This window comes from Streptomyces sp. NPDC012825, assembly GCF_042900925.1.
Lineage (GTDB): Bacteria > Actinomycetota > Actinomycetes > Streptomycetales > Streptomycetaceae > Streptomyces.
The window spans coordinates 554934-577421 of sequence record NZ_JBIBBZ010000001.1; the positions used below are offsets into that span (position 1 = coordinate 554934).

The following is a 22488-nucleotide window of genomic DNA, read 5'->3' on the forward strand; positions in this document are numbered from 1 at the left end:
CCCCCCAAGACGCCCCCCGGAGCGGAATCGGTTCCGCCGCCCGGCGACTCAGCCGGTCGTGGCCCCGGGAGACGACCCCGGTACCGGCCCCGAGGCCGAGGCGGTCGGCGGCGGGGCCGTCGGCGGCGCGGACTCCGGACGCTCGCGCAGCTCCGCCGTACACCGGTAGCGCTTCGGCGCGTACGGACCGGGGCCGCCGAGCAGGACCGTGCGGTCGCCCGCCCCCGCCGCGCTCTCCGCGAAGGAGCAGACGAGCTGCGACAGCGCGACCGGCGTCAGGTCCTCCGGCTGCCGGCTCAGCCGCAGCGTGCCCGCCGGGTCGTCCCGGCGCCCGTCACCCACCGTCAGCGGACCGCGCACCGCGGTCGTGAAACCGGCCCGCCGCTCGCCCTCCGGGGGCGCGGCGAGGAGCTGCGCGAGCAGCAGCCGGGCCGTCCGCACCGGATCGGCGCCGGCCTTCCCCTCCGGCGGCGGCGACCGGCGGTCCACCGGCTCCAGCTGCGAGCCGCAGACCAGGAACACCCGGACCGGCACGCCCCCGGCCGAGGTCGCCGCCGTCCCGTCGTCGGCCGTGCTGCACGGCACCCGGGACGGGGCCGCACCCGCGTCCACCGGGACCGACGTCGTCCTGATCCCGCAGCCGGCGACCAGGGCGGCGAGCGCGACCGCGCCCGCCGCGCGCCCGAAGGTACGGCGCCTCACGCTTCCTCCACCTCGCCCCGCCCGCTGCGGGTCCTGACCTCACTGGTGATCCCGGAGGCGTCCAGGGGCAGCCGCAGCACGAACACCGCGCCGTCGGCCTTCCCGTCCTCGCCCACCGAGTTCGAGGCCGTGATCGAACCGCCGTGGATCAGGGCGTTCTCCATGGCGATCGACAGGCCGAGCCCGCTGCCGTCGGACCGCGGCCGGGACGCGCTGGCCTTGTAGAAGCGGTCGAAGACGTGCGGCAGCACCTCCTCGGGGATGCCGGGGCCGTGGTCGCGGACCGCGATGACCAGCTCCCCGTCCTCCGTGCGCACCGACACCCGCACCGGCGAACCGCCGTGCTTGAGCGCGTTCCCGATCAGGTTCGCCAGGATCACGTCGAGCCGGCGCGGATCGAGCGGCACCACGATCCCGCGCTCCGCGTCGAGTTCGACCGCGTCCAGCCACGCGCGCGCGTCGACGCACGCGGTGATCTGGTCGGCGATGTCCACCTCGTCGAGGACGAGCCGGGCGGTGCCCGCGTCGAAACGGGTCACCTCCATCAGGTTCTCCACCAGGTCGTTCAGACGCCGGGTCTCGCTCACCACGAGCGCCACCGCCGGCGCGATCATCGGGTCCAGGGAGTCCTGCTCGTCCTCCAGGACCTCCGTGACGGCCGTCAGGGCGGTCAGCGGGGTCCGCAGCTCGTGCGACATGTCGGCCACGAACCGCCGGCTGGACTCCTCCCGCGCGCTCATGTCCGCGACCTTCTTCTGCAACGACTCGGCCGCGCCGTTGAACGTCCGGGTGAGGTCGGCCAGTTCGTCGGCGCCGGTCACCCGCAGCCGGGTGTCCAGCTTCCCCTCGCCGAGCTGCCGGGCCGCCTCCCCGAGCCGGTGCACCGGACGCAGCACGGTCGTCGCCGCGACCTGCGCGAGCAGCACCGAACCGGCCACCGCGAGCGCGGTGGCGATCCCCAGCGACCAGGCCAGCGAGTTCAGGTCGGCCTTCTCCGCCGCCAGCGACTTGAACATGTAACCGGCGGGCCCGCCGCCGTCGATCCGCACCCCGCCCACCAGGTACGGCGTCCCGCCCCGCTCCGTGCGCTGCCAGAACAGGTGGTACGGGTACGGGTTGGCGTCCGTCACCGGCCGCTCGGTGTCCACGGCCTCCCGCAGCGTGCGCGGCACGTCGGCCAGGGTGAAGTCGTCCGGGTTCGAGGCGCCCACGATCGGCTTGCCCTCGTCCCGCTCGCCGAGCAGCAGCACCTGGTAGCCGGCGCTGCCGCTCGCCATCTGCTCGGCGGTCCGCCGCAGGTCGTCCTGACCGGGCCGCAGCGGCAGCGTCGCCACCCGGTTCTGCATCTCCTGCCGGAAGTCGTTGAGCGCCCCGTCCTGGGTACGGGTGAGGACCGCCTCGCGGTTGAGCCAGTACGCGATGCCGGAGGCGGCGACGGCCGCGGTGAGCGCGACCAGGGCGAAGACGACGACGAGCCGCAGGCGCAGGCTGGAGAGGCGCAGCCGCGCGAGGATCCCTCTGCTCACGCAGGGACGTCCAGCCGGTAGCCGACGCCGCGCACGGTGCGGATCAGGGTCGGCGAGGACGGCACGTCCTCCACCTTGGCGCGCAGCCGCTGCACACAGGCGTCCACGAGCCGCGAGTCGCCCAGGTAGTCGTGCTCCCACACCAGCCGCAGCAACTGCTGCCGGGACAGCGCCTGCCCGGGCCGCCGGCTCAGCTCCAGGAGCAGCCGCAGCTCGGTCGGGGTCAGCTGGAGGTCCGCGCCGTTCTTGGTGACCGTCATCGCCGACCGGTCGATGACGAGCGAGCCGTACGTCGCCGAGTCCGTCGACTCCCGCTCCCCGCGCCGCAGTACGGCCCGGATGCGGGCGTCCAGGACCCGGCCCTGCACGGGCTTGACGACGTAGTCGTCCGCCCCGGACTCCAGGCCCACGACCACGTCGATGTCGTCGCTGCGCGCCGTCAGCAGGATGATCGGCAGCTGATCGGTCCGGCGGATCCGCCGGCAGACCTCGAAGCCGTCGATGCCGGGCAGCATGACGTCGAGCACGACCAGGTCCGGCCGCTGCTCGCGCAACAGCTGGAGGCCGTCCTCGCCCGTGGCGGCGGTGGCCACCCGGTGACCCTGCCGGGACAGGGACAGTTCGAGGGCCGTGCGGATGGCGTCGTCGTCCTCGATCAGCAACAGAAAAGGCACGGCAGCATTCTGTCCCATGCGGCCGTCCGAGTTCGACCGCCAGGGACCACGCTTCCGCGACGGGCCCTGTGACACGCCTGTGACAGTCGGCGGACAACGCCATGAAGTCCCGGCGGCAAGCTTCTTGGCACACGGACCGAAACACACTCCAGCCGACGGGGGGCGCGAGATGAACGCACTGCACAGCACCAGCTCAAGCGCAGTTGTCACGCGTCTCCACGACGTCGTGCGGAGCACGGAGAAGTCCGGCGCGCAGAACGGGGGTGCCTCCCTGCCCGAGCGAAGCCGAGAGCTCGGCGGAGGACGGGGGTGCGTTCGCAGCGTCGGGCGTCAGCGCAAGGCGCCGTACATGGTGGCCGTCGCTGACGGGGGAGCGGTGTACGGGGAGGCCACGGGGGAACGCTCCGGCTGTTCGGAGGCCGAGTTCACGGCCTACGTCCAGGAGCGTCGGGCCTCCCTGTACGCCACCGCCTACCACCTCACCGGTGACCGTTTCGAGGCCGAGGACCTGCTCCAGAGCGCGCTGTTCTCCACGTACCGCGCCTGGGACCGGATCAGCGACAAGGCCGCGGTCGGCGGGTACCTCCGCCGGACCATGACCAATCTGCACATCAGCGCCTGGCGCCGGCGCAAGCTCAACGAGTACCCCACCGAGGAGCTGCCGGAGACGGTCGGCGAGACGGACGCGATGCGGGGCACCGAGCTGCGCGCGGTCCTGTGGCAGGCGCTGGCCCGGCTGCCCGAGCTCCAGCGCACGATGCTGGTGCTGCGGTACTACGAGGGCCGGACCGATCCGGAGATCGCGGAGATCCTGGACATCAGTGTCGGCACGGTGAAGTCGAGCATCTGGCGCTCGCTGCGGCGACTGCGCGAGGACGAGGTGCTGAGCTTCGGCCGTGACGAGGAGGAGTCCTTCGGCGAGCTGGTGGCCTGAAGGCTGGGGGGAACGGGGGAAGCGGGGGAAAGCAGGGGGGAAGGACCCCCGGGGGCCCACGGGGGAAACGGGGCCCGCGGGGGAGTACGGGGGAACACGGGGGGACCGTACGGGGGTACGGGGGAAAAGGAAGAAGCGGATCGTACGGGCCCGGGGGTCTCGTACGGTCCGCTTCTGCCGTGTCGGGGAACGCCTACGGCCGGGTGGCCGGGGTGCGGTGGCGGCCCGCCGCCGCGGCGGCCAGCCGGCCCAGGGCCTCCGGCTTGGCGCAGGGGTGCGCGCCCAGCTCCGCCTGGCGGGCCACGATCACGCGCTCGGCCCGCATCAGGCGCCAGCCGCGGCGCAGCAGGAACGGCACCGACTTGCGGCCCTCCCTGAGGTCGCGGGCGAGCCGGCGGCGGAACGTCGTCGAGGGGCGGCCGCGCAGACAGATCGCGTCGGCCAGCACGCCGAGGTCGCGGCAGCGGGCCACGATCTCGGCCGCGAAGATCCCCTCCGCCACGAACAGCGGGGTCCGCCCGATGTCGAGGCCCTCCCGGCCCGTCCGGGAGCTGGTGGCGATGTCGTACACGGGGACGTCGGTCCGCCCCGTACGGCACAGCTCGACGACGGCGGAGACGGCGGCGTCCGCGTCCCAGGACTGCGGCGAGTCCCAGTCGATGTCCGGACTGCCGTCGACGAGCGGGAGCGACGGGTCGTCGTGCTCCTTGTAGAAGTCGTCGAGGCGCAGGACCGGGAGGCCGGTGACGGCGGCGAGGGACGACTTGCCGGAGCCGGAGGGGCCCGTCAGCAGGACGACCCGGGTCGGGATCGGTTGGGAACTCACGGAACACCAGTGTGAGGCATTCCCCCGTGCAGGGGACCCTCAGGGAGGGGGTTGGTATCGGGCGTCACACCTCCACTACTGTCGGTGTCCGCCCGAACACCCCCTGGAAGGAACGCCATGGCGCGTCACGCAGCCCCCAGCAGCTCCCGTCGCAGCGCCCTGTTCAAGGCCGGACTCACCGTCACGGCGGCGGGCGCCGCGCTGGTCGGCGCGGGGGCCGGGGCCCAGGCCGCCGCCCCGGTGCCGCTGCCGCTCGACGGACTGACCAGGACGGACACGGGCGCGGCCGGCACGGGCGCGCTCGACGGGGTCGGCTACGCCCTGGGCCCGCTGACCCAGCTCAAGCTCAACCCGCTGGCCGGCACCGGAGTCGACCCCCTCGACAACGGACTCGGCACCCAGGTCGCCGACTTCAAGCCGGTCGGCACGAACCTGGTCACCGACCACCTCACGAAGGGCGGGGCCGTGGCGGACCTGCCGGTGGTCGGCCCGCTGTCGCAGGGGCTGCTCCCGTAACGCGGAGGCAGGTGCGCGAAGGGCCCCCGGGAATCGTCCCGGGGGCCCTTCCCGCGTGCCCTAGTACGAGGAGCCCGAGGCGCCCAGGCTGCCCGTCGGGTGCCAGACCGTCTTGGTCTCCAGGAAGGCCGTCATGCGGTCCGTGCCCGGGGACTCCGCGAAGTCCTCGGTGCGGCGGCGCAGGACGCGCTTGAGGTTGTCCGCCGCCGCGACCTCCAGGTCGCGGGCCAGGCCGGCGTCCGCGCCCGTGAGGTCGATCGCGTTGACGTCCTGGTGGGCCGCGAGGTGCGGGCCCATCTCGGAGGCCTTGCCGGAGAGGATGTTGACCACGCCGCCCGGCAGGTCGGAGGTGGCGAGCACCTCGCCCAGGGAGAGCGCGGGCAGCGGGTGCCTCTCGCTCGCGACCACCACGGCCGTGTTGCCCGTCGCGATCACCGGGGCGATCACCGAGACCAGGCCCAGGAAGGACGAGTCCTGCGGGGCCAGGACCGTGACGACACCGGTCGGTTCGGGGGTGGAGAGGTTGAAGTACGGGCCCGCGACCGGGTTGGCGCCGCCCGTGACCTGGGCGATCTTGTCGGTCCAGCCCGCGTACCAGACCCAGCGGTCGATCGCGGCCTCGACGAGCGCGGCCGCCTTGTTCTTGGACAGGCCCTCGGCGTCCGCGACCTCGTGCACGAACTGGCCCTTGCGGCCCTCCAGCATCTCGGCGACGCGGTAGAGGATCTGGCCGCGGTTGTACGCGGTCGCGCCCGCCCAGCCGCCGAAGGCCTTGCGGGCGGCGACGACCGCGTCACGGGCGTCCTTGCGGGAGGAGAGGGGCGCGTTCGCCAGCCACTTGCCCTTGGAGTCCGTCACCTCGTACACCCGGCCGCTCTCGGAACGCGGGAACTTGCCCCCGACGTACAGCTTGTAGGTCTTGAAGACGCTCAGACGGCTCTGATCAGACATCGAGGTAGGCCTCCAGACCGTGACGGCCGCCCTCGCGGCCGAAGCCCGACTCCTTGTAGCCGCCGAAGGGCGAGGTCGGGTCGAACTTGTTGAACGTGTTGGCCCAGACGACGCCGGCCCGGAGCTTGTTCGCCACCGCGAGGATGCGGGAGCCCTTCTCCGTCCAGATGCCCGCCGACAGGCCGTACTGGCTGTTGTTGGCCTTCGCCACGGCCTCGTCGGGCGTACGGAAGGAGAGCACCGACAGGACCGGGCCGAAGATCTCGTCGCGGGCGACGGTGTGCGCCTGCGTGACGTTCGTGAAGAGCGTCGGGGCGAACCAGTAGCCGGCGGACGGGATCTCGCAGGCGGCGGTCCAGCGCTCGGCACCCTCCGCCTCGCCCTGCTCGACCAGGGTGGTGATGCGGGCCAGCTGCTCCGAGGAGTTGATGGCGCCGATGTCGGTGTTCTTGTCCAGCGGGTCGCCGAGGCGGAGCGTGGACAGGCGTCGCTTGAGCGCGTCGAGCACCTCGTCCTGGACCGACTCCTGGACCAGGAGGCGCGAGCCCGCGCAGCAGACCTGGCCCTGGTTGAAGAAGATGCCGTTGACGATGCCCTCGACCGCCTGGTCGATCGGGGCGTCGTCGAAGACGATGTTGGCGCCCTTGCCGCCCAGCTCCAGGGTCAGCTTCTTGTCCGTGCCCGCGACCGAGCGCGCGATGGCCTTGCCGACGGCGGTCGAACCGGTGAAGGCGACCTTGTTCACGTCCGGGTGCTCGACGAGGGCGGCGCCGGCGTCCCCGTACCCGGGGAGGATGTTGACGACGCCCCTCGGCAGTCCGGCCTGGCGGCAGACGTCCGCGAAGAACAGGGCGGAGAGCGGGGTCGTCTCGGCCGGCTTCAGGACGACCGTGTTGCCGGTCGCGAGCGCCGGGGCGATCTTCCACGCCAGCATGAGCAGCGGGAAGTTCCACGGGATGACCTGGCCGGCCACGCCCAGCGGGCGCGGATCGGCTCCGTAGCCGGCGTGGTCGAGCTTGTCGGCCCAGCCCGCGTGGTAGAAGAAGTGCGCGGCGACCAGGGGGAGGTCCGCGTCGCGCGTCTCCCTGATCGGCTTGCCGTTGTCCAGGGTCTCCAGGACGGCCAGCTCGCGGCTGCGCTCCTGGATGATCCGGGCGATCCGGAAGAGGTACTTGGCGCGCTCGGAACCGGGCAGCGCGGACCACTTCTCGAAGGCCCTGCGGGCGGCCTTGACCGCCCGGTCGACGTCCTCGGCGCCCGCGCGGGCGACCTCGGACAGGACCTCCTCGGTGGAGGGGGAGACGGTCTTGAAGACCTTGCCCTCGGCCGCTTCGACGAACTCGCCGTCGATGAACAGGCCGTAGGAGGGGGCGATGTCGACGACGGACCGGGACTCGGGCGCCGGCGCGTACTCGAATGCAGATGCCATGTTGATCAGTCCACCGTCACGTAATCGGGGCCGGAGTAGCGGCCGGTCGCCAGCTTCTGGCGCTGCATCAACAGGTCGTTGAGCAGGCTGGAGGCGCCGAAGCGGAACCAGTGGTCGTCCAGCCAGTCCTCGCCCACGGTCTCGTTGACGAGCACCAGGAACTTGACCGCCTCCTTGGTGTTGCGGATGCCGCCGGCCGGCTTCACGCCCACCTGCACACCGGTCTGGGCGCGGAAGTCGCGCACGGCCTCCAGCATGAGGAGCGTGTTCGCCGGGGTGGCGTTGACCGCGACCTTGCCGGTCGAGGTCTTGATGAAGTCCGCGCCGGCCATCATGCCGAGCCAGGAGGCGCGGCGGATGTTGTCGTACGTGGACAGCTCGCCGGTCTCGAAGATCACCTTGAGGCGGGCGCGGTCGCCGCACTCCGCCCTGATCGCGGCGATCTGCTCGTACACCTCCAGGTAGCGGCCGGCGAGGAAGGCGCCACGGTCGATGACCATGTCGATCTCGTCGGCCCCGGCGGCGATGGCGTCGGCCGTGTCGGCGAGCTTCACGGGGAGCGCGGCGCGGCCGGCCGGGAAGGCGGTGGCGACCGAGGCGACCTTGACGTCCGAGCCCGCGAGGGCGGCCTTGGCGGTGGCCACCATGTCGGGGTAGACGCAGACGGCGGCGGTCGTCGGGGTCGTGCGGTCGGTCGGGTCGGGACGGACGGCCTTGGCGGCGAGCGCCCGGACCTTGCCCGGGGTGTCCGCGCCTTCGAGCGTCGTCAGGTCGATCATGGAAATGGCCAGGTCGATGGCGTACGCCTTGGCCGTGGTCTTGATCGAACGGGTGCCGAGGGACGCGGCGCGCGCCTCCAGGCCGACGGCGTCGACGCCGGGCAGCCCGTGGAGGAAGCGGCGCAGCGCACTGTCGGACGTGGTCACGTCGGCGAATGCGAGTGCTGCGGTGGCAGTGGTGGGCATGGTCACCAGTCGAGCATATCTACGCGCGTAGCGACCTGTACAGGGGAGAGGGCGGGAGAGCCCGAGGTCACAAAGGAGCGAAAGGCGGGGTGACTCCTGTCACGCGCCCGTGACACGGAGGGGACGGCTCCCGAATACATGATCATTAGATTTTTCCTTGCAGCCAGCCGGACCTCACCGGAACAGTCGGACCGAGAAAAAGCGGCATGCGACTCTCCCTACCGCCATCTGCCTGAAAGCAGGAGTCGTTGTGCGCACCGCCCTTCGCACCACCCTCGCCACCGCCCTCGTCGCGGGCGTCGCGATCACCACCCCGGCGTTCGTCGCCGGCGCCGCCTTCGCCGCCGACGGTCCGGCCGGCCCCGCCAAGAGCGCCGTGTCGGCCGCCGGGGCCGCCACCCCGGCCCCCGCCGCCACCCCGGCCCCGGTCACCACCCCGGCCCCGGCCGCCACGACCTCCGCACCGGCCCCGGTCGCGTCCGCCACCACTCCGGCCCCGGCCGCCACGACCTCCGCGCCGGCCGCCGCGCAGGCCGACCCCGCGAAGGGCACCCTCGTCCGCACCGAGACCCTGGTCACCGGCACCGTCGCCAAGATCTACGAGGTCAAGCCGCAGAACTACCGCGCGGAACTCTTCCGCCAGGGCCACCCGGTCGGCGTCCTGGAGGCGATCACCCGCTCCGCCGCCGCTCAGGACAACGGCGAGTTCTTCGTCCTGAACCCGGACGGCACCACGCACAACTGGATCGGGAACACCGCTCCCAACACCCCCGGCCGCTACCGGCTCGTCGACGGCACCGTCCTGGAACTGGGCAAGAAGGACGGCCGCTTCGGCCTCCAGCTGATCGAGAACGGCAAGGGCCGCGGCTACACGTACGTGAACGGCGTCCGCGCCGTCTGGACCTTCGGCAAGGCCGTCGTCGTCCTGGAGCAGGACGGCCAGTTCTCCGCCTACGTCCCCGGAGCGGCGCGGCAGGCGGCCCCGGAGCGCGTCACGGACGCGGCGAGCCCCGCACCCGGCACCGGCGGCGTCATCACCCACGGGAAGTGCACGGTCAGCAAGGTCGTCGGCATCGGCGCCGGCACCGAGGCCGAACTCTTCATGACCCGGCAGGGCCCCGTGGCCGAGTTCAGCGACGCCGGTGACGGCAAGGTCTTCGCCCTCGTCGACCGGGCGCACCCCTCGCTGCCGGCGAGCGTCGGTTTCGTCGGACGGATCATCAACCCGAACAGCGCCACGCCGTCGCTCTACACCAAGGTCGAGGGCGGGGGCGCCAAGGGCGCCACGAACTCCTTCCCGAAGCTGCCGAAGGGCTGCGAGCCGGAGACCGCCCCCGCGCCCTCCGCCACCACGGGCACCGGGGCCGTCCAGCAGGGCGGTCAGACCTCCGTCGTCCCGAAGGGCGGCGTCGCCGCCGGTGCCGAGCTCGGCACCGAGCGCGGCTCCAGCGCCCTGATGGCCACGGGTGCGGGCGCGGCCTCGCTCGCCGCCGCCGGTCTCGGCTTCGTCGTCCTGCGCCGCCGGGCCGCCGCCGCCCGCTTCTGATCCCGTACCGGCCCTCTCCGCCCTTCGACCCGAGCGGGAGCGACACCCCGCACACCGCACCCCACACCTCGCACCCCACTCCCCGCCCCTTGACCCGAGCGGGAGCACCCCACCCCAGGCCGGTCGCCGCGTCCCGCGCGGCGGCCGGCCGCGCCCGTCCGTCCGTCCGGAGCCCGCCGTGAACCGCACCCGCAGCCGTATCCACACCCGCATCCGTCCCCGTACCCCCGCCGTCGTCCTCCTGGCCGCCCTCGCCGCGCTCACCGGCTGTTCGGCCGGGGCCGGGGAAGGGGTCGCCACCCCGCCCGCCCGGGTCACCGAGACCGCCGCGCCGGACGCGGGCGCCGTCCCCGTCCGGCCCCTCGCGCGCTCCCTGCCCGCCCGGGTCGTGCTGCCCTCCGCCGGGGTCGACACCGGGCCCGTCCTGAAGCTGGGCCTCGCCGCCGACGGCACCGTCGAGGTGCCCTCCGTCGCGGACGCCGACCGCATCGGCTGGTACGACAAGGGCGTCACGCCCGGCGAGACCGGCCCCGCCGTCCTCATCGGGCACTTCGACACCGAGCGCGGCCCGGCCGTCCTCAAGGACGTCTCCCGCGTCCGGGCCGGCGACGAGATCACCGTCACCCGCGCCGACGGCAAGGCCGCCGTCTTCCGCGTCAGGGAACTGGAACAGGTCGACAAGGACGCCTTCCCGACCGCCAAGGTGTACGGGGACACCACCCGGCCCGAGCTGCGCCTGATCACCTGCGGCGGCGAGCTGGTCGACGGCCACCGCCCCGACAACATCATCCTGTACGCCGACCTCGTGGCCGTGCGGGCCGCCTGAGCCCCCGCCCGCCCGCTGAGGCAGAATCGGCCGCATGACGCCCCCCGAGCCGCCCTCCGAGCCGACCCCCGGGCCGCCCCCCGAGCCGAGCGCCGGGCCGCCCCCCGAGCAGTCCTACGCCGACCGGGTCTTCCGGTCGCCCCTCGGGATCGCGAGCGGGGTGTTCCTGCTCGTGCTCGCGGTCGTGTTCACCGGTGACGCGATGCTCCGCGGCGAGGGGAGGACCCCCTGGCTCGCGCTCGCGGGCCTCGTCCTCGCCGCGCCGCTGATCGTCGCCTTCACGATCCGGCCCGCCGTGTACGCCGACGACCGGCGGCTGCGGGTCCGCAACCCGTTCCGGTCGATCACGCTGCCCTGGGCCTCCGTCGCCGACGTCCGCGCCGGCTACTCCAGCGAGGTCTTCACCCAGGAGGGCGCCAAGTACCAGCTCTGGGCCGTGCCCGTCTCGCTGCGCCAGCGCAAGCGGGCCGCCCGCCGGGCCGTCCGCGCCTCCCAGGACGACCCGCACGGCCGCACCTCCGTCACCGCCGACGTGCGGCAGAGCGCCGCGCGCACCGCGCCCACCGACCAGACCGTCGCCGACCTGCGCGAACTCGCCGAGCGCCACGGCGGGAGCCCGGAGGCGCAAGGCGAGCCGCAGGTGCGCTGGGCGTACGAGCTCATCGCGCCCGCCGTCGCCGGACTGCTGCTCCTGGTGATCCTGGGCGCGACCGGCTGAGAGCCCGGACACGCGTCGGGGCCGGTACGGAATCCCCCTCCGTACCGGCCCCGACGCGCGTGCCGGTGGGCTACAGCCCCGCCGCCTCCGCCAGGTCCCGCTTGATCGCGGCGAGCAGTCCGGCGGCCGTGGCGCGGGCCTCCGGCAGACCGTCCGCGCCGGGGACCGGGACCACGACCTCCAGGTAGCACTTGAGCTTCGGCTCGGTGCCGCTGGGGCGCACGATCACGCGGGCCCTGTAGTCGCCCTCCAGGTGGTAGCGCAGCCCGTCCGTGGGCGGCAGCGCCTCCGTGCCCTTGGTCAGGTCCTCGGCCGAGACGACGGTCAGACCGGCGAGGGAGACCGGCGGGCGCTCGCGCAGCGCGGCCATCGCGTTCGCGATGATCCCCAGGTCCTCGACCCGCACCGACAGCTGGTCCGTGGCGTGCAGCCCGTGCTCCACGGCCAGGACGTCCAGGAGGTCGGTCAGGGTCCGGCCCTCCTCCTTGAGCACCGAGGCCAGCTCGGTGACGAGCAGCGCGGCCGTGATGCCGTCCTTGTCGCGGACGCCCTCCGGGTCGACGCAGTAGCCGAGCGCCTCCTCGTAGCCGTACCGCAGGCCCTCGACGCGGGCGATCCACTTGAAGCCGGTCAGCGTCTCCTCGTACCCGAGGCCCGCCGCCGCCGCGATCCGGCCGAGCAGCGAGGACGAGACGATCGACTCGGCGAAGACGCCGGTGACGCCCCTGCGCACCAGGTGCGCGGCGAGCAGCGCGCCCACCTCGTCGCCCCGGAGCATCCGCCAGCCGCCCTCGGCGTCCGGGTCCGGCACGGCCACCGCGCAGCGGTCGGCGTCCGGGTCGTTGGCGATCACCAGGTCCGGGGCCACGGCGCGGGCCGCCTCGAAGGCGAGGTCCATCGCCCCCGGCTCCTCCGGGTTCGGGAAGGCGACCGTCGGGAAGTCCGGGTCCGGGTCGGCCTGCTCGGCCACCAGGGCGGGCGGCGGGAAGCCGGCGCGCGCGAACGCGGCCGTCAGGACGTCCTTGCCGACGCCGTGCATGGCCGTGTAGACGGTCCGCGCGGTACGGGGCGAGCCGGGGGTCAGAACGGCGTCCGTGCGCTCCAGGTAGGCGTCGAGCACCTCGTCGCCGAGGACCTCCCAGCCGTCCTCCGGGCGCGGCACGTCGTGCAGCGAGCGGACGGCGGCGATCTCGGCGGCGATCTCCGCGTCGGCGGGCGGCACGATCTGCGAGCCGTCGCCCAGGTAGACCTTGTAGCCGTTGTCGCGCGGCGGGTTGTGGCTCGCGGTCACCTCGACGCCGGCGACGGCCCCCAGGTGCCTTATGGCGTACGCGAGGACGGGCGTCGGCAGCGGGCGGGGGAGCAGGGCGGCGCGCAGCCCGGCGCCGGTCATCACGGCGGCGGTGTCGCGGGCGAAGTCGGCGGACTTGTGGCGGGCGTCGTAGCCGATGACGACGAGCCCGCCCTCCTGCCCCTTGTCCTTCAGGTACGCGGCGAGGCCGGCGGCGGCCCGGATGACCACCGAGCGGTTCATCCGCATGGGCCCGGCGCCCAGCTCGCCCCGGAGCCCGGCCGTGCCGAACTGGAGCGTGCCGGCGAACCGGACGGCGAGCTCGTCCGTCGTACCGGCCGTACCGGCCTCGATGAGCCGCGCGAGCTCCTCGCGGGTCTCCTGGTCGGGGTCCTCGTCGAGCCAGGCCTTGGCCCGGGTGAGGAGGTCGTCCTGCGTCACGGTGTGCCTTTCGGAGGGGACGGGCTCTGTACTGGTGCGGGCGCTTTTCGCGGGTGGCGGCGGTGCGGGTGCGGGTGCCGGTGGGTGCGGGCCGCTGCGCGGAGCCTTTCCCCGCCCCGCCCCTTCCCGTAACCGGGGCTCCGCCCCGGACCCCGCGCCTCGAACGCCGGCGGGGCTGAAAGGTCAGCCCGTCCGGCGTTCGAGGACACGCCCGCAGGGCGTACGGGGGCCCGGGGCCCGCCCCGGTTCCGGGAAGGGGCGGGGTGGGGGACAAGCCCGCCGCAGGCGCCCCGGCCCGCACCCGACCACGCCCCGGAGCCCGTACACCCGTACCGGCCCCGGAGCGCGGAGAAGGGCTAGATCCGGTCGAGGACCCGCGTCAGCAGCTCGCCCATCCGCGCCGCCGAGTCCCGCCCCGCCTGGAGCACCTCCTCGTGGTTCAGAGGCTCGCCCGAGAGCCCCGCCGCCAGGTTGGTGACGAGCGAGATGCCCAGGACCTCGGCGCCGGCCTCGCGGGCCGCGATGGCCTCCAGGACGGTGGACATGCCGACGAGGTCGCCGCCCATGACGCGGACCATGTTGATCTCGGCCGGGGTCTCGTAGTGCGGGCCGGGGAACTGCACGTAGACGCCCTCTTCGAGGGTCTCGTCGACCTCCTTGCACAGCGCGCGCAGCCGCGGCGAGTACAGGTCGGTGAGGTCGACGAAGTTCGCGCCGACGATCGGGGAGGCGGCCGTCAGGTTGATGTGGTCGCTGATCAGGACCGGCTGCCCGGGGCGCATGCCCTCGCGCAGACCGCCGCAGCCGTTGGTCAGGACGACGGTCTTGCAGCCCGCGGCGACGGCGGTGCGGACGCCGTGGGCGACGGAGGCGACGCCCCGGCCCTCGTAGAAGTGGGTGCGGCCCAGGAACACCAGGGCGCGCTTCTCGCCGATCTTGTACGAGCGGACCTTGCCGCCGTGGCCCTCGACGACCGGCGGCGGGAAGCCGGGGAGCTCGGTCACCGGGAACTCGGCCTCGGGGGCTCCGAGGGCGTCGACGGCGGGCGCCCAGCCCGAGCCCATGACCAGGGCGACGTCGTGGCTCTCGGCTCCGGTCAGCTCGCGAAGGCGTGCGGCGGCGGCCTCGGCGGCCTCGTACGGGGTGGCAGTTGCGTTCACTGACTTCTCTCGCCTCGGGGAGGGAGTCCGAGGCGGGCCCCGGACGATTTGATACGCGAAGAAGCGTAGCCGGAGAATCCCTACGCGCGTAGATGACGGTGCTGACGGACATGCGATCGTTGTCTTGTCGTTTCCGACGAAAACCGGAGCGGACTCGTCCGGCGGTGGGCTGCCGACGCCCCCGCGACCGGCTCAGCAGGGCCGTTTGCGCAGCTCCATGACGTAGTCGTGCGGCGCGCCCGCCGACTCGGCCGCGTCCGCGACCTCGCCCAGGTAGCGGGCCGACGGCAGCCCGCCCTCGTATCCGTCGAGCACGTACGCCCAGGCGGGTTCCTCGCCGTCCAGGGTGTGCGCCCGCACCCGCGTGCGCCGGTAGACGCCGAGGCCCACGCCCTCCCAGCGGTCCAGGGAGTCCTCGTCCATCGGCGCGATGTCGTACAGCGCCACGAAGACCTGGGAGCCGGGGGCCTCCACGATGGTGGCGAGGGCTCCCTCCCACCCCATCTGCTCACCGCCGAAGGTGAGCCGCCAGCCGTTCAGCCAGCCCGTCCCGTGCAGCGGGGAGTGCGGTGCGCGGCGGCTCATCAGCCGCGCGTCCAGGTTGCCGGCGAAAGCGGCGTAGAGGGACATGGGACCGAGGGTACGGGAGGGGGCGGAGGGGCGCGCAGGTTCCCCGGAGCGCCGCCGGACCCCTTCGGAGCCCCCGCCGCGTGGCCGCGCCGGGCGTGCGGGACAATGGGGTACGCACTTGAAGCGTGCGGGACAATGGCGTACGCACTGCACCCCAGCGGGGGGACCCCCCGGCAGAACGAGAGCGCGAGGCGTAGATCCCTGTGACCCGGATCGTGATCATCGGCGGCGGACCCGGCGGATACGAGGCGGCCCTGGTGGGCGCCCAACTCGGCGCGGAGGTGACCGTCGTCGACACCGACGGCCTCGGCGGCGCGTCCGTCCTGACCGACTGCGTCCCCTCCAAGACCCTGATCGCCACGGCCGAGGTGATGACCACCTTCGACTCCTCGTACGAGGAGCTGGGCATCATCGTCGCGGACGACACCCCGCACCTCGAGCAGGCCGCCCGGGTCGTGGGCGTCGACCTCGGCAAGGTCAACCGGCGGGTGAAGCGCCTCGCGCTCGCCCAGTCGCACGACATCACCGCCTCCGTCACCCGGGCCGGCGCCCGCGTGCTGCGCGGTCGCGGCCGGCTCTCCGGCCGGCAGGCCGTGGACGGCTCGCGCCAGGTGGTCGTGACCGCCGCCGACGGCACCGAGGAGACGCTGACCGCGGATGCCGTGCTCATCGCGACCGGCGGCCACCCGCGCGAGGTGCCCGACGCCGAGCCGGACGGCGAGCGCATCCTGAACTGGACCCAGGTCTACGACCTCAAGGAGCTTCCCGAGGAGCTCATCGTGGTCGGCTCCGGCGTCACCGGCGCCGAGTTCGCCGGCGCCTACCAGGCGCTCGGCTCCCGGGTCACCCTGGTGTCCTCCCGCGACCGGGTCCTGCCCGGCGAGGACCCGGACGCCGCCGCCGTCCTGGAGGACGTCTTCCGGCGCCGCGGCATGAACGTCATGGCCCGCTCCCGCGCCGCGTCCGCCAAGCGGGTCGGCGACCGGGTCGAGGTCACCCTCGCCGACGGCCGGGTCATCTCCGGCACCCACTGCCTGATGGCGGTCGGTGCGATCCCGAACTCGGCCGGCATGGGCCTGGAGGAGGCGGGCGTCCGCCTCAAGGACTCCGGGCACATCTGGACCGACCGGGTCTCGCGCACCTCCGCCCCCGGCGTCTACGCGGCCGGCGACGTCACGGGCGTCTTCGCGCTCGCCTCGGTCGCCGCCATGCAGGGCCGGATCGCGATTTACCACTTCCTGGGCGACGCGGTGACGCCGCTCGACCTGAAGACGGTCTCGTCGAACGTCTTCACCGACCCCGAGATCGCCACCGTCGGCTACACCCAGGCCGACGTGGACGCGGGCAAGATCGAGGCCAAGGTCGTCAAGCTGCCGCTCCTTCGCAACCCGCGCGCGAAGATGCAGGGCATCCGGGACGGCTTCGTCAAGATCTTCTGCCGCCCGGGCACCGGCATCGTGGTCGGCGGCTGCGTCGTCGCCCCGCGCGCGAGCGAACTGATCCACCCGATCTCGATCGCGGTCGACAACAATCTGACCGTCGAACAGATCGCAAATGCTTTCACCGTGTACCCCTCCCTGTCGGGCTCGATCGCGGAAGTGGCACGGCAGTTGCAGACCCGAAAGTCGGCGGGCGACGCCTAGCCGCCGGGCCCGGCCCGGCTCCCGCCTGCGGGAACGGTTCGCCGACCCGGACAACCCCCGGCAAGCCGGGGCATAGAACGATCGATGACGGGGCCTCCCATACCACTTGGGGGCCCCGTCCGTGCGCAACTTCTGCAATTCGCCGCATACTGCTGAAAAGCATCGCGCGGCCACGTTACTGTCAGTTTCGTGTTCGCTGCAGAACGTCGCCAGTTGATCCTCGAAATGGTGCGCGCCAACGGAGCCGTGTCGCTCCGCGAGCTCGCCCGCGTCGTCCAGACCTCGGAGGTGACCGTACGGAGGGACGTACGGGCCCTGGAGGCAGAAGGACTCCTCGACCGCCGCCACGGCGGTGCGGTGTTGCCGGGCGGATTCACGCGAGAATCCGGCTTCCCGCAGAAATCCCATCTCGCGGCCGCGGAGAAGACGGCCATCGCCGACGTCGCGGCGAGCCTCGTCGAAGAGGGCGAGGCCATCGTCGTCGGCGCCGGGACGACCACGCAGGAGCTGGCCCGCCGGCTCGCCCGCGTGCCCGGCCTGACCGTGGTCACCAACTCCCTGCTCGTCGCCCAGGCCCTCGCCCACGCCAACCGGGTCGAGGTCGTCATGACCGGCGGCACCCTGCGCGGCTCCAACTACGCGCTCGTGGGCAGCGGGGCCGAGCAGTCGCTCCAGGGGCTGCGGGTCTCCCGGGCCTTCCTCTCCGGGAGCGGTCTGACCGCCGACCGCGGCCTGTCCACCTCCAACATGCTCTCCGCGAGCGTGGACCGGGCCCTGGTGCAGGCGGCGGCCGAGGTCGTGGTCCTCGCCGACCACACCAAGCTGGGCTCCGACACCATGTTCCAGACGGTGCCCACGGACGTGATCGCCCGCCTGGTCACCGACGAGCCCCCCGCCCACGACGAGCGGGCCGCCACCGAGCTCCAGGCCCTCGCGGACCAGGGCGTGCAGATCGCCGTCGCGGGCACCGGCGCCGGCTCCGGTCCCGCCGGGGGCGACCAGCTCCCCCCGGGGGGAGCCCGGCCCCGCCGTGACCTGCCGCTCCCGGGCCAGCGCGGCCGGATGGTGGCGGGGCAGTTCCGGGGCCCGGGCGGCGGCTTCCCCGCGGAGGCGCTGGAGCGCACGGCCCGGGTCGCGGACCTGCGCCGCCGCTGAGGGGCGGCGGCCGGACCGTCGCGCGCCGAGGGGCCCTCCCCCAGGGGTCCCGCGCCCCTTCCCCTCACGGACACGTGAGCACGTCCCCGGGCCCTCTCCGTACGTGCGCGTACCGGGCCCTTCTCCGCACGCGCACGCGTGCCTCAGGCCTCGATGCCCCGCAGCGTCAGCGCGAGCAGACGATCCGTCAACTCCGCGTCCTCCGGCGACTGTTCCGCCGCCAGCGCGATCGCGTTGGTGAGCTGCATCAGATCGCCGATCGACACGTCGGCCCGCACCCGGCCCGCCTCCCGGGCCCGCCCGAGCAGCCGCTCGCCCGCCTCGCGCAGCGGGTCGCTGCACCGGGAGAGCGCCGAACTCCGGTCGTACGAGGCGGACATCAGCGCGTGCGCGAGACCCCGGTACTCGCCCGCGTGGACGGCCAGGGCCCGCAGCCACTCCACGAGCGCCCGGCACGGGTCGTCGGCGTCCGCCAACGCCCGCGAGCGGTCCAGGAGTTCCTCCAGGGCATCCTGGAAGACGCCGTTCAACAGGTCGGCGCGGGTGGGGAAGTGGCGGTAGAGGGTGCCGATCCCCACGCCCGCGCGGCGCGCGATCTCCTCCAGGGGCGCGTCGGCACCCCGGTCGGCGAAGGCGGCACGGGCCTCGGCGAGCAGTCGTTCGTGGTTGCGGCGTGCGTCGGCGCGCATGGTGTCGGAAGAGCCCCCCCCGGCGAAGGGCCCGCAGGCGGCTGCCTGCGGGCCCTCCGTACCGTACTGGCCGCGCCGGTCAGTCCTTGATGTCGCAGATGGCGGCGCCGGAGGTGATCGAGGCGCCGACCTCGGCGCTGAGGCCCTTGACGGTGCCGGAGCGGTGCGCGTTGAGCGGCTGCTCCATCTTCATGGCCTCCAGGACGACGATCAGGTCGCCCTCCTGGACCTCCTGGCCCTCCTCGACCGCGATCTTCACGATCGTGCCCTGCATCGGGGAGGCGAGGGTGTCGCCCGAGGCGGCCGGGCCGGACTTCTTCGCCGCGCGGCGCTTCGGCTTGGCGCCCGCCGCCAGACCCGTACGGGCCAGCGACATGCCCAGGGACGAGGGCAGCGAGACCTCCAGGCGCTTGCCGCCGACCTCGACGACGATCGTCTCGCGGCCCGCCTCGTCCTCGTCGGCGTCCGCGCCGGCCGGGGCGAAGGGCTTGATCTCGTTGACGAACTCCGTCTCGATCCACCGGGTGTGGACCCGGAACGGGTCCGCGGTGAAGGCCGGGTCGACCACGACGGCCCGGTGGAACGGGATGGCGGTGGCCATGCCCTCGACCTTGAACTCCGCCAGGGCGCGCGCGGCGCGCTGGAGGGCCTGCTCGCGGGTGGCGCCGGTGATGACCAGCTTCGCGAGGAGCGAGTCCCAGGCCGGGCCGATGACCGAGCCGGACTCCACGCCCGCGTCCAGGCGGACGCCGGGGCCGGTGGGCGGGGAGAAGAGGGTGACGGTGCCGGGGGCGGGCAGGAAGTTGCGGCCCGGGTCCTCGCCGTTGATGCGGAACTCGAAGGAGTGGCCGCGGATCTCCGGGTCGCCGTAGCCGAGCTCCTCGCCGTCGGCGACGCGGAACATCTCGCGGACCAGGTCGATGCCGGTGACCTCCTCGGTCACCGGGTGCTCGACCTGGAGGCGGGTGTTGACCTCCAGGAAGGAGATCGTGCCGTCCACACCGACGAGGAACTCGACCGTGCCGGCGCCGACGTAGCCGGCCTCCTTCAGGATCGCCTTCGACGCGGCGTACAGCTGCTTGTTCTGCTCGTCCGTCAGGAAGGGGGCCGGGGCCTCCTCCACCAGCTTCTGGTGGCGCCGCTGGAGCGAGCAGTCACGGGTGGAGACCACGACCACGTTGCCGTGCCGGTCCGCCAGGCACTGCGTCTCCACGTGCCGCGGCTTGTCGAGGTAGCGCTCCACGAAGCACTCGCCCCGGCCGAAGGCCGCGACGGCCTCGCGGACGGCGGAGTCGTACAGCTCGGGGACCTCTTCGAGGGTGCGGGCGACCTTCAGACCGCGCCCGCCGCCGCCGAAGGCGGCCTTGATCGCGATCGGCAGGCCGTGCTCCTTCGCGAAGGCCACGACCTCCTCCGCGCCCGAGACCGGGTCGGAGGTGCCGGCCACGAGGGGGGCGCCGGCGCGCTGGGCGATGTGACGGGCCGCCACCTTGTCGCCCAGGTCCCGGATCGCCTGCGGCGGCGGGCCGATCCAGATCAGGTCCGCGTCCAGGACCGCCTGCGCGAACTCGGCGTTCTCCGAGAGGAAGCCGTACCCCGGGTGGACCGCGTCCGCGCCCGAGTCCTTCGCGGCCTGGAGGACCTTGGCGATGTCCAGGTAGCTGGTGGCCGGAGTGTCACCGCCCAGGGCGAACGCCTCGTCGGCCGCACGGACGTGCAGCGCGTCCCGGTCCGGCTCGGCGTACACGGCCACGCTGCCGATACCCGCGTCCCGGCACGCCCGGGCCACACGGACAGCGATTTCGCCACGGTTGGCGATGAGCACCTTGCGCACGATGGCTCCCTCCTTGAAACAAGCTGAGTTTAGGGACTGCCGACACGGCCTTTCGACCCGTCCCCAGTGGTGAGCTTTCCCACACGGAGGGTGACCCCGGGCCTGCTCGGATCGTGAATTCCCTTGTCGCACCACGGTACGCAGGGTTCCTTTACGGCACAGTAGCTCCGAGGTGTGGCGCAGGTCTCTGTTCACGGGGCCAGTTGCCGTTCGGGTTTCTTTGTCGGGTCTCTACGAACGGCCCGGCGATTCTTTGCCGCACGCTCCGTCGTGTCCCGGCGTGCGCGACCTCTTGTCCGGGTGTTTACCGGCCAGTAGCCTGCCCGCTGTCGATCGTACTGTCGGTAACAGGCGAATCCAGGGGGTGGCCGAGGTGGCCCGCAGACCGATAGCTCTCGTGACGGGGGCCGTGCTCCTCCTCGAAGCGCCCGGCATCGTCGCCGTCAACACCGTCATGGCGCGCTTCGTGGAGGCGCAGTCGATGTCCCTCGACGGCATGGACCCGGACGGGATGGCCACCGGCACCCGGGTCCTCGGCTACGTCTCCGGCGCCGCCCTCGTCCTCTGCGCCCTCGTCGCCCTCCTCGCGGGCCTCCGCGACCGCCACCCGGGCCGCCTCGGCCGGGGCCTGCTCATCGGCTGCGCGGTCGTGCACGGCGTCCTCGGCGCGGTCGCCGTCGGCCTCCTCGGCTGGGAGGCCTTCGCCTTCCTCATGGTGGTGCTCGGCCTGGTCGTCCTCACCCTGGTGGCGTACGGGAAGGGGGCCGGGCGGCCGGTCACGGAGGAGGCGCCGGCCCCCGCGTAGGACGGGCCCGGGGCTCAGGCCCAGAGGTCCGTGATCTCCACGTCCAGCTTGCGCAGCAGCCGGCGCAGCAGCGGCAGGGACAGGCCGATCACGTTGCCCGGGTCGCCGTCGATGCCGTCGATGAACGGCGCCGAGCGCCCGTCCAGGGTGAACGCGCCCGCCACGTGCAGCGGTTCGCCGCTCGCCACGTACGCCGCCACCTCCTCGTCCGACGGCTCGCCGAAGCGGACCACGGTGGAGGCGGTCGCCGACTCGTGGCGCTCGGCGGCCGTGTCGTACACGCAGTGGCCCGTCTGGAGGATGCCCACCCTGCCCCGCATCGCCTTCCAGCGGGCGACGGCCTCCTCCGCGTCGGCCGGCTTGCCCAGCGCCTTCCCGTCCAGCTCCAGGACCGAGTCGCAGCCGATGACCAGCGCGCCGAACACCTCGGGCCGGGCGGCCACATGGGCGGCCTTCGCCTCCGCGAGGACGAGCGCGAGCTCGGCCGGGGTCGGGGCGTGGACCTTGTCCTCGTCGACGCCGCTCACGATCACCTCGGGGGCGAGTCCGGCCTGCCGGAGCAGACCGAGCCGGGCGGGGGAGGCGGAGGCGAGCACGACACGGCGCGGATCAGCAGTCATGGGGGCAGCGTAGCCAGTACGGAGGACCCGGACCCACCGGACGGCCGGGGTACGCGCGCGTGCCCGGGTCCGACCCGCCGGAAGCACGCGCGCGGGGCTCAGCGCACGCCGGCCGCGAACATCGCCACCACCATCGCGAGCGCGAGGAGCACGCCCGCGCGGCGGAGCATCGCCTGCATCTCGCGCATGAACTCGGGCGGCTGGTTCTTCGGGTCGGACCACAGCATGCCCCCGATCCTGCGGCCGGGGAGGGGCGCGGCGCCTGAGTACGGATACTCAACCGGCCGGTGTCCCCGGACACACGCGCGGAGGGCCGGAGGACGGGGGTACGCGCGCGAAGGGCCGGACCCCCCGCACAAGGGGTCCGGCCCTCCGGCCCCGACGTCTAGACGGGCCAGTACGACCTCGCCCAGGCCCGCGGACCCGGACGCTGCCGTACGGCCCGCGCGATACGGGAGGGGTCCGACCACCCCTCCGGTACCGCCGGGCCGCCGCCCTCGGCGGACGCCGCCGCCGTGGCCGCGGCCCGGGCCTGAACCACCGCCAGTGCGGCGGCCAACTCCTCGGGGGTCGGGTTTCCTCGTACGACCTTGATCATGGCGGCTCC

At 73.4% G+C, this 22488-nt stretch carries 23 protein-coding genes; 8 read left to right on the forward strand and 15 right to left on the reverse strand.

Translation table 11 applies throughout. The features are described from left to right. Window positions 1–48 precede the first annotated feature (48 nt). The 3 genes from ACFY7E_RS02770 to afsQ1 are packed head-to-tail and all read right to left on the reverse strand — an operon-like array spanning window position 49 to window position 2902. Window positions 49–702, reverse strand: coding sequence for a hypothetical protein (locus tag ACFY7E_RS02770; RefSeq protein ID WP_389479946.1), 654 nt, complete (start codon window positions 700–702; stop codon window positions 49–51). Beyond that, window positions 699–2228: an ATP-binding protein gene (locus tag ACFY7E_RS02775; protein WP_389479949.1), complete on the reverse strand. Its 1530-nt coding sequence runs from the start codon at window positions 2226–2228 to the stop codon at window positions 699–701. Before ACFY7E_RS02775 ends, ACFY7E_RS02770 begins: the two co-directional genes overlap by 4 nt. Further along, window positions 2225–2902 carry a two-component system response regulator AfsQ1 gene (gene afsQ1 / locus ACFY7E_RS02780; protein WP_185893284.1) on the reverse strand — a complete coding sequence of 226 codons (678 nt, stop codon included), beginning with the start codon at window positions 2900–2902 and terminating at the stop codon, window positions 2225–2227. Before afsQ1 ends, ACFY7E_RS02775 begins: the two co-directional genes overlap by 4 nt. Before the next feature lie 169 nt (window positions 2903–3071). On the opposite strand from afsQ1, the gene ACFY7E_RS02785 reads away from it, so the two are divergent. Further along, window positions 3072–3836, forward strand: a complete 765-nt coding sequence (locus tag ACFY7E_RS02785; protein ID WP_389479952.1) for a SigE family RNA polymerase sigma factor — start codon at window positions 3072–3074, stop codon at window positions 3834–3836. A 193-nt stretch (window positions 3837–4029) separates the two neighbouring features. On the opposite strand, the gene ACFY7E_RS02790 is transcribed toward ACFY7E_RS02785, so the two are convergent. Next, window positions 4030–4662 carry a uridine kinase gene (locus ACFY7E_RS02790; protein ID WP_389479955.1) on the reverse strand — a complete coding sequence of 211 codons (633 nt, stop codon included), beginning with the start codon at window positions 4660–4662 and terminating at the stop codon, window positions 4030–4032. 117 nt (window positions 4663–4779) lie between these two features. Between ACFY7E_RS02790 and ACFY7E_RS02795 the strand changes: the two genes are divergently transcribed. After that, window positions 4780–5178 carry a hypothetical protein gene (locus ACFY7E_RS02795; RefSeq protein WP_389479958.1) on the forward strand — a complete coding sequence of 133 codons (399 nt, stop codon included), beginning with the start codon at window positions 4780–4782 and terminating at the stop codon, window positions 5176–5178. Between the two features lie 60 nt (window positions 5179–5238). On the opposite strand, the gene ACFY7E_RS02800 is transcribed toward ACFY7E_RS02795, so the two are convergent. From ACFY7E_RS02800 to deoC, 3 genes are read right to left on the reverse strand one after another with little or no spacing between them, the layout of a single operon-like run. Beyond that, complete coding sequence (locus ACFY7E_RS02800) at window positions 5239–6129, reverse strand: aldehyde dehydrogenase family protein (RefSeq protein ID WP_389479960.1); 891 nt, start codon at window positions 6127–6129, stop codon at window positions 5239–5241. Beyond that, a complete protein-coding gene (locus ACFY7E_RS02805) occupies window positions 6122–7558 on the reverse strand; it encodes an aldehyde dehydrogenase family protein (RefSeq protein WP_383445434.1) in 1437 nt (478 codons plus the stop codon). The genes ACFY7E_RS02800 and ACFY7E_RS02805 overlap by 8 nt, the downstream gene beginning before the upstream one ends. A gap of 5 nt (window positions 7559–7563) precedes the next feature. Next, entirely contained in the window at window positions 7564–8523 is a 960-nt protein-coding gene (deoC, locus tag ACFY7E_RS02810) for a deoxyribose-phosphate aldolase (protein WP_389481013.1), read from the reverse strand. A gap of 250 nt (window positions 8524–8773) precedes the next feature. Here deoC and ACFY7E_RS02815 point away from each other — a divergent pair, with 250 nt between their 5' ends. From ACFY7E_RS02815 to ACFY7E_RS02825, 3 genes are all read left to right on the forward strand, one after another. After that, the gene (locus ACFY7E_RS02815) at window positions 8774–10069 is read left to right on the forward strand and encodes a hypothetical protein (protein WP_389479965.1); all 1296 of its coding nucleotides are present in this window, start codon (window positions 8774–8776) and stop codon (window positions 10067–10069) included. A gap of 178 nt (window positions 10070–10247) precedes the next feature. Then, window positions 10248–10895, forward strand: a complete 648-nt coding sequence (locus ACFY7E_RS02820) for a class F sortase (RefSeq protein ID WP_389479967.1) — start codon at window positions 10248–10250, stop codon at window positions 10893–10895. A gap of 34 nt (window positions 10896–10929) precedes the next feature. Further along, window positions 10930–11613, forward strand: a complete 684-nt coding sequence (locus ACFY7E_RS02825) for a PH domain-containing protein (RefSeq protein WP_389479969.1) — start codon at window positions 10930–10932, stop codon at window positions 11611–11613. A 70-nt stretch (window positions 11614–11683) separates the two neighbouring features. On the opposite strand, the gene ACFY7E_RS02830 is transcribed toward ACFY7E_RS02825, so the two are convergent. The 3 genes from ACFY7E_RS02830 to ACFY7E_RS02840 all read right to left on the reverse strand — a co-directional run bounded on the left by ACFY7E_RS02830 (window position 11684) and on the right by ACFY7E_RS02840 (window position 15135). Further along, complete coding sequence (locus ACFY7E_RS02830; protein WP_389479972.1) at window positions 11684–13345, reverse strand: phospho-sugar mutase; 1662 nt, start codon at window positions 13343–13345, stop codon at window positions 11684–11686. 356 nt (window positions 13346–13701) lie between these two features. After that, window positions 13702–14505 (reverse strand): purine-nucleoside phosphorylase, encoded by an 804-nt coding sequence (locus tag ACFY7E_RS02835; RefSeq protein WP_389479975.1) that lies wholly within the window; start codon window positions 14503–14505, stop codon window positions 13702–13704. A gap of 192 nt (window positions 14506–14697) precedes the next feature. After that, complete coding sequence (locus ACFY7E_RS02840; protein ID WP_389479978.1) at window positions 14698–15135, reverse strand: gamma-glutamylcyclotransferase; 438 nt, start codon at window positions 15133–15135, stop codon at window positions 14698–14700. Window positions 15136–15338: 203 nt separating this feature from the next. Here ACFY7E_RS02840 and ACFY7E_RS02845 point away from each other — a divergent pair, with 203 nt between their 5' ends. Next, complete coding sequence (locus ACFY7E_RS02845; protein ID WP_389479981.1) at window positions 15339–16778, forward strand: NAD(P)H-quinone dehydrogenase; 1440 nt, start codon at window positions 15339–15341, stop codon at window positions 16776–16778. 225 nt (window positions 16779–17003) lie between these two features. Beyond that, window positions 17004–17933: a DeoR/GlpR family DNA-binding transcription regulator gene (locus ACFY7E_RS02850; protein ID WP_389481015.1), complete on the forward strand. Its 930-nt coding sequence runs from the start codon at window positions 17004–17006 to the stop codon at window positions 17931–17933. Between the two features lie 143 nt (window positions 17934–18076). On the opposite strand, the gene ACFY7E_RS02855 is transcribed toward ACFY7E_RS02850, so the two are convergent. Together ACFY7E_RS02855 and ACFY7E_RS02860 are read right to left on the reverse strand one after the other, a co-directional pair. After that, window positions 18077–18622, reverse strand: a complete 546-nt coding sequence (locus tag ACFY7E_RS02855) for a TetR/AcrR family transcriptional regulator (RefSeq protein ID WP_389479983.1) — start codon at window positions 18620–18622, stop codon at window positions 18077–18079. Window positions 18623–18701: 79 nt separating this feature from the next. Then, the gene (locus ACFY7E_RS02860; protein WP_389479985.1) at window positions 18702–20456 is read right to left on the reverse strand and encodes an acetyl/propionyl/methylcrotonyl-CoA carboxylase subunit alpha; all 1755 of its coding nucleotides are present in this window, start codon (window positions 20454–20456) and stop codon (window positions 18702–18704) included. Between the two features lie 397 nt (window positions 20457–20853). Here ACFY7E_RS02860 and ACFY7E_RS02865 point away from each other — a divergent pair, with 397 nt between their 5' ends. Further along, complete coding sequence (locus ACFY7E_RS02865) at window positions 20854–21261, forward strand: hypothetical protein (RefSeq protein ID WP_389479988.1); 408 nt, start codon at window positions 20854–20856, stop codon at window positions 21259–21261. 14 nt (window positions 21262–21275) lie between these two features. On the opposite strand, the gene ACFY7E_RS02870 is transcribed toward ACFY7E_RS02865, so the two are convergent. From ACFY7E_RS02870 to ACFY7E_RS02880, 3 genes are all read right to left on the reverse strand, one after another. Then, the gene (locus ACFY7E_RS02870; RefSeq protein ID WP_389479991.1) at window positions 21276–21881 is read right to left on the reverse strand and encodes a nucleoside triphosphate pyrophosphatase; all 606 of its coding nucleotides are present in this window, start codon (window positions 21879–21881) and stop codon (window positions 21276–21278) included. Window positions 21882–21979: 98 nt separating this feature from the next. Then, window positions 21980–22108, reverse strand: a complete 129-nt coding sequence (mmpB, locus tag ACFY7E_RS02875; RefSeq protein WP_389479994.1) for a morphogenic membrane protein MmpB — start codon at window positions 22106–22108, stop codon at window positions 21980–21982. 158 nt (window positions 22109–22266) lie between these two features. After that, window positions 22267–22479 (reverse strand): acyl-CoA carboxylase subunit epsilon, encoded by a 213-nt coding sequence (locus ACFY7E_RS02880; protein WP_125665853.1) that lies wholly within the window; start codon window positions 22477–22479, stop codon window positions 22267–22269. Window positions 22480–22488 lie beyond the last annotated feature (9 nt).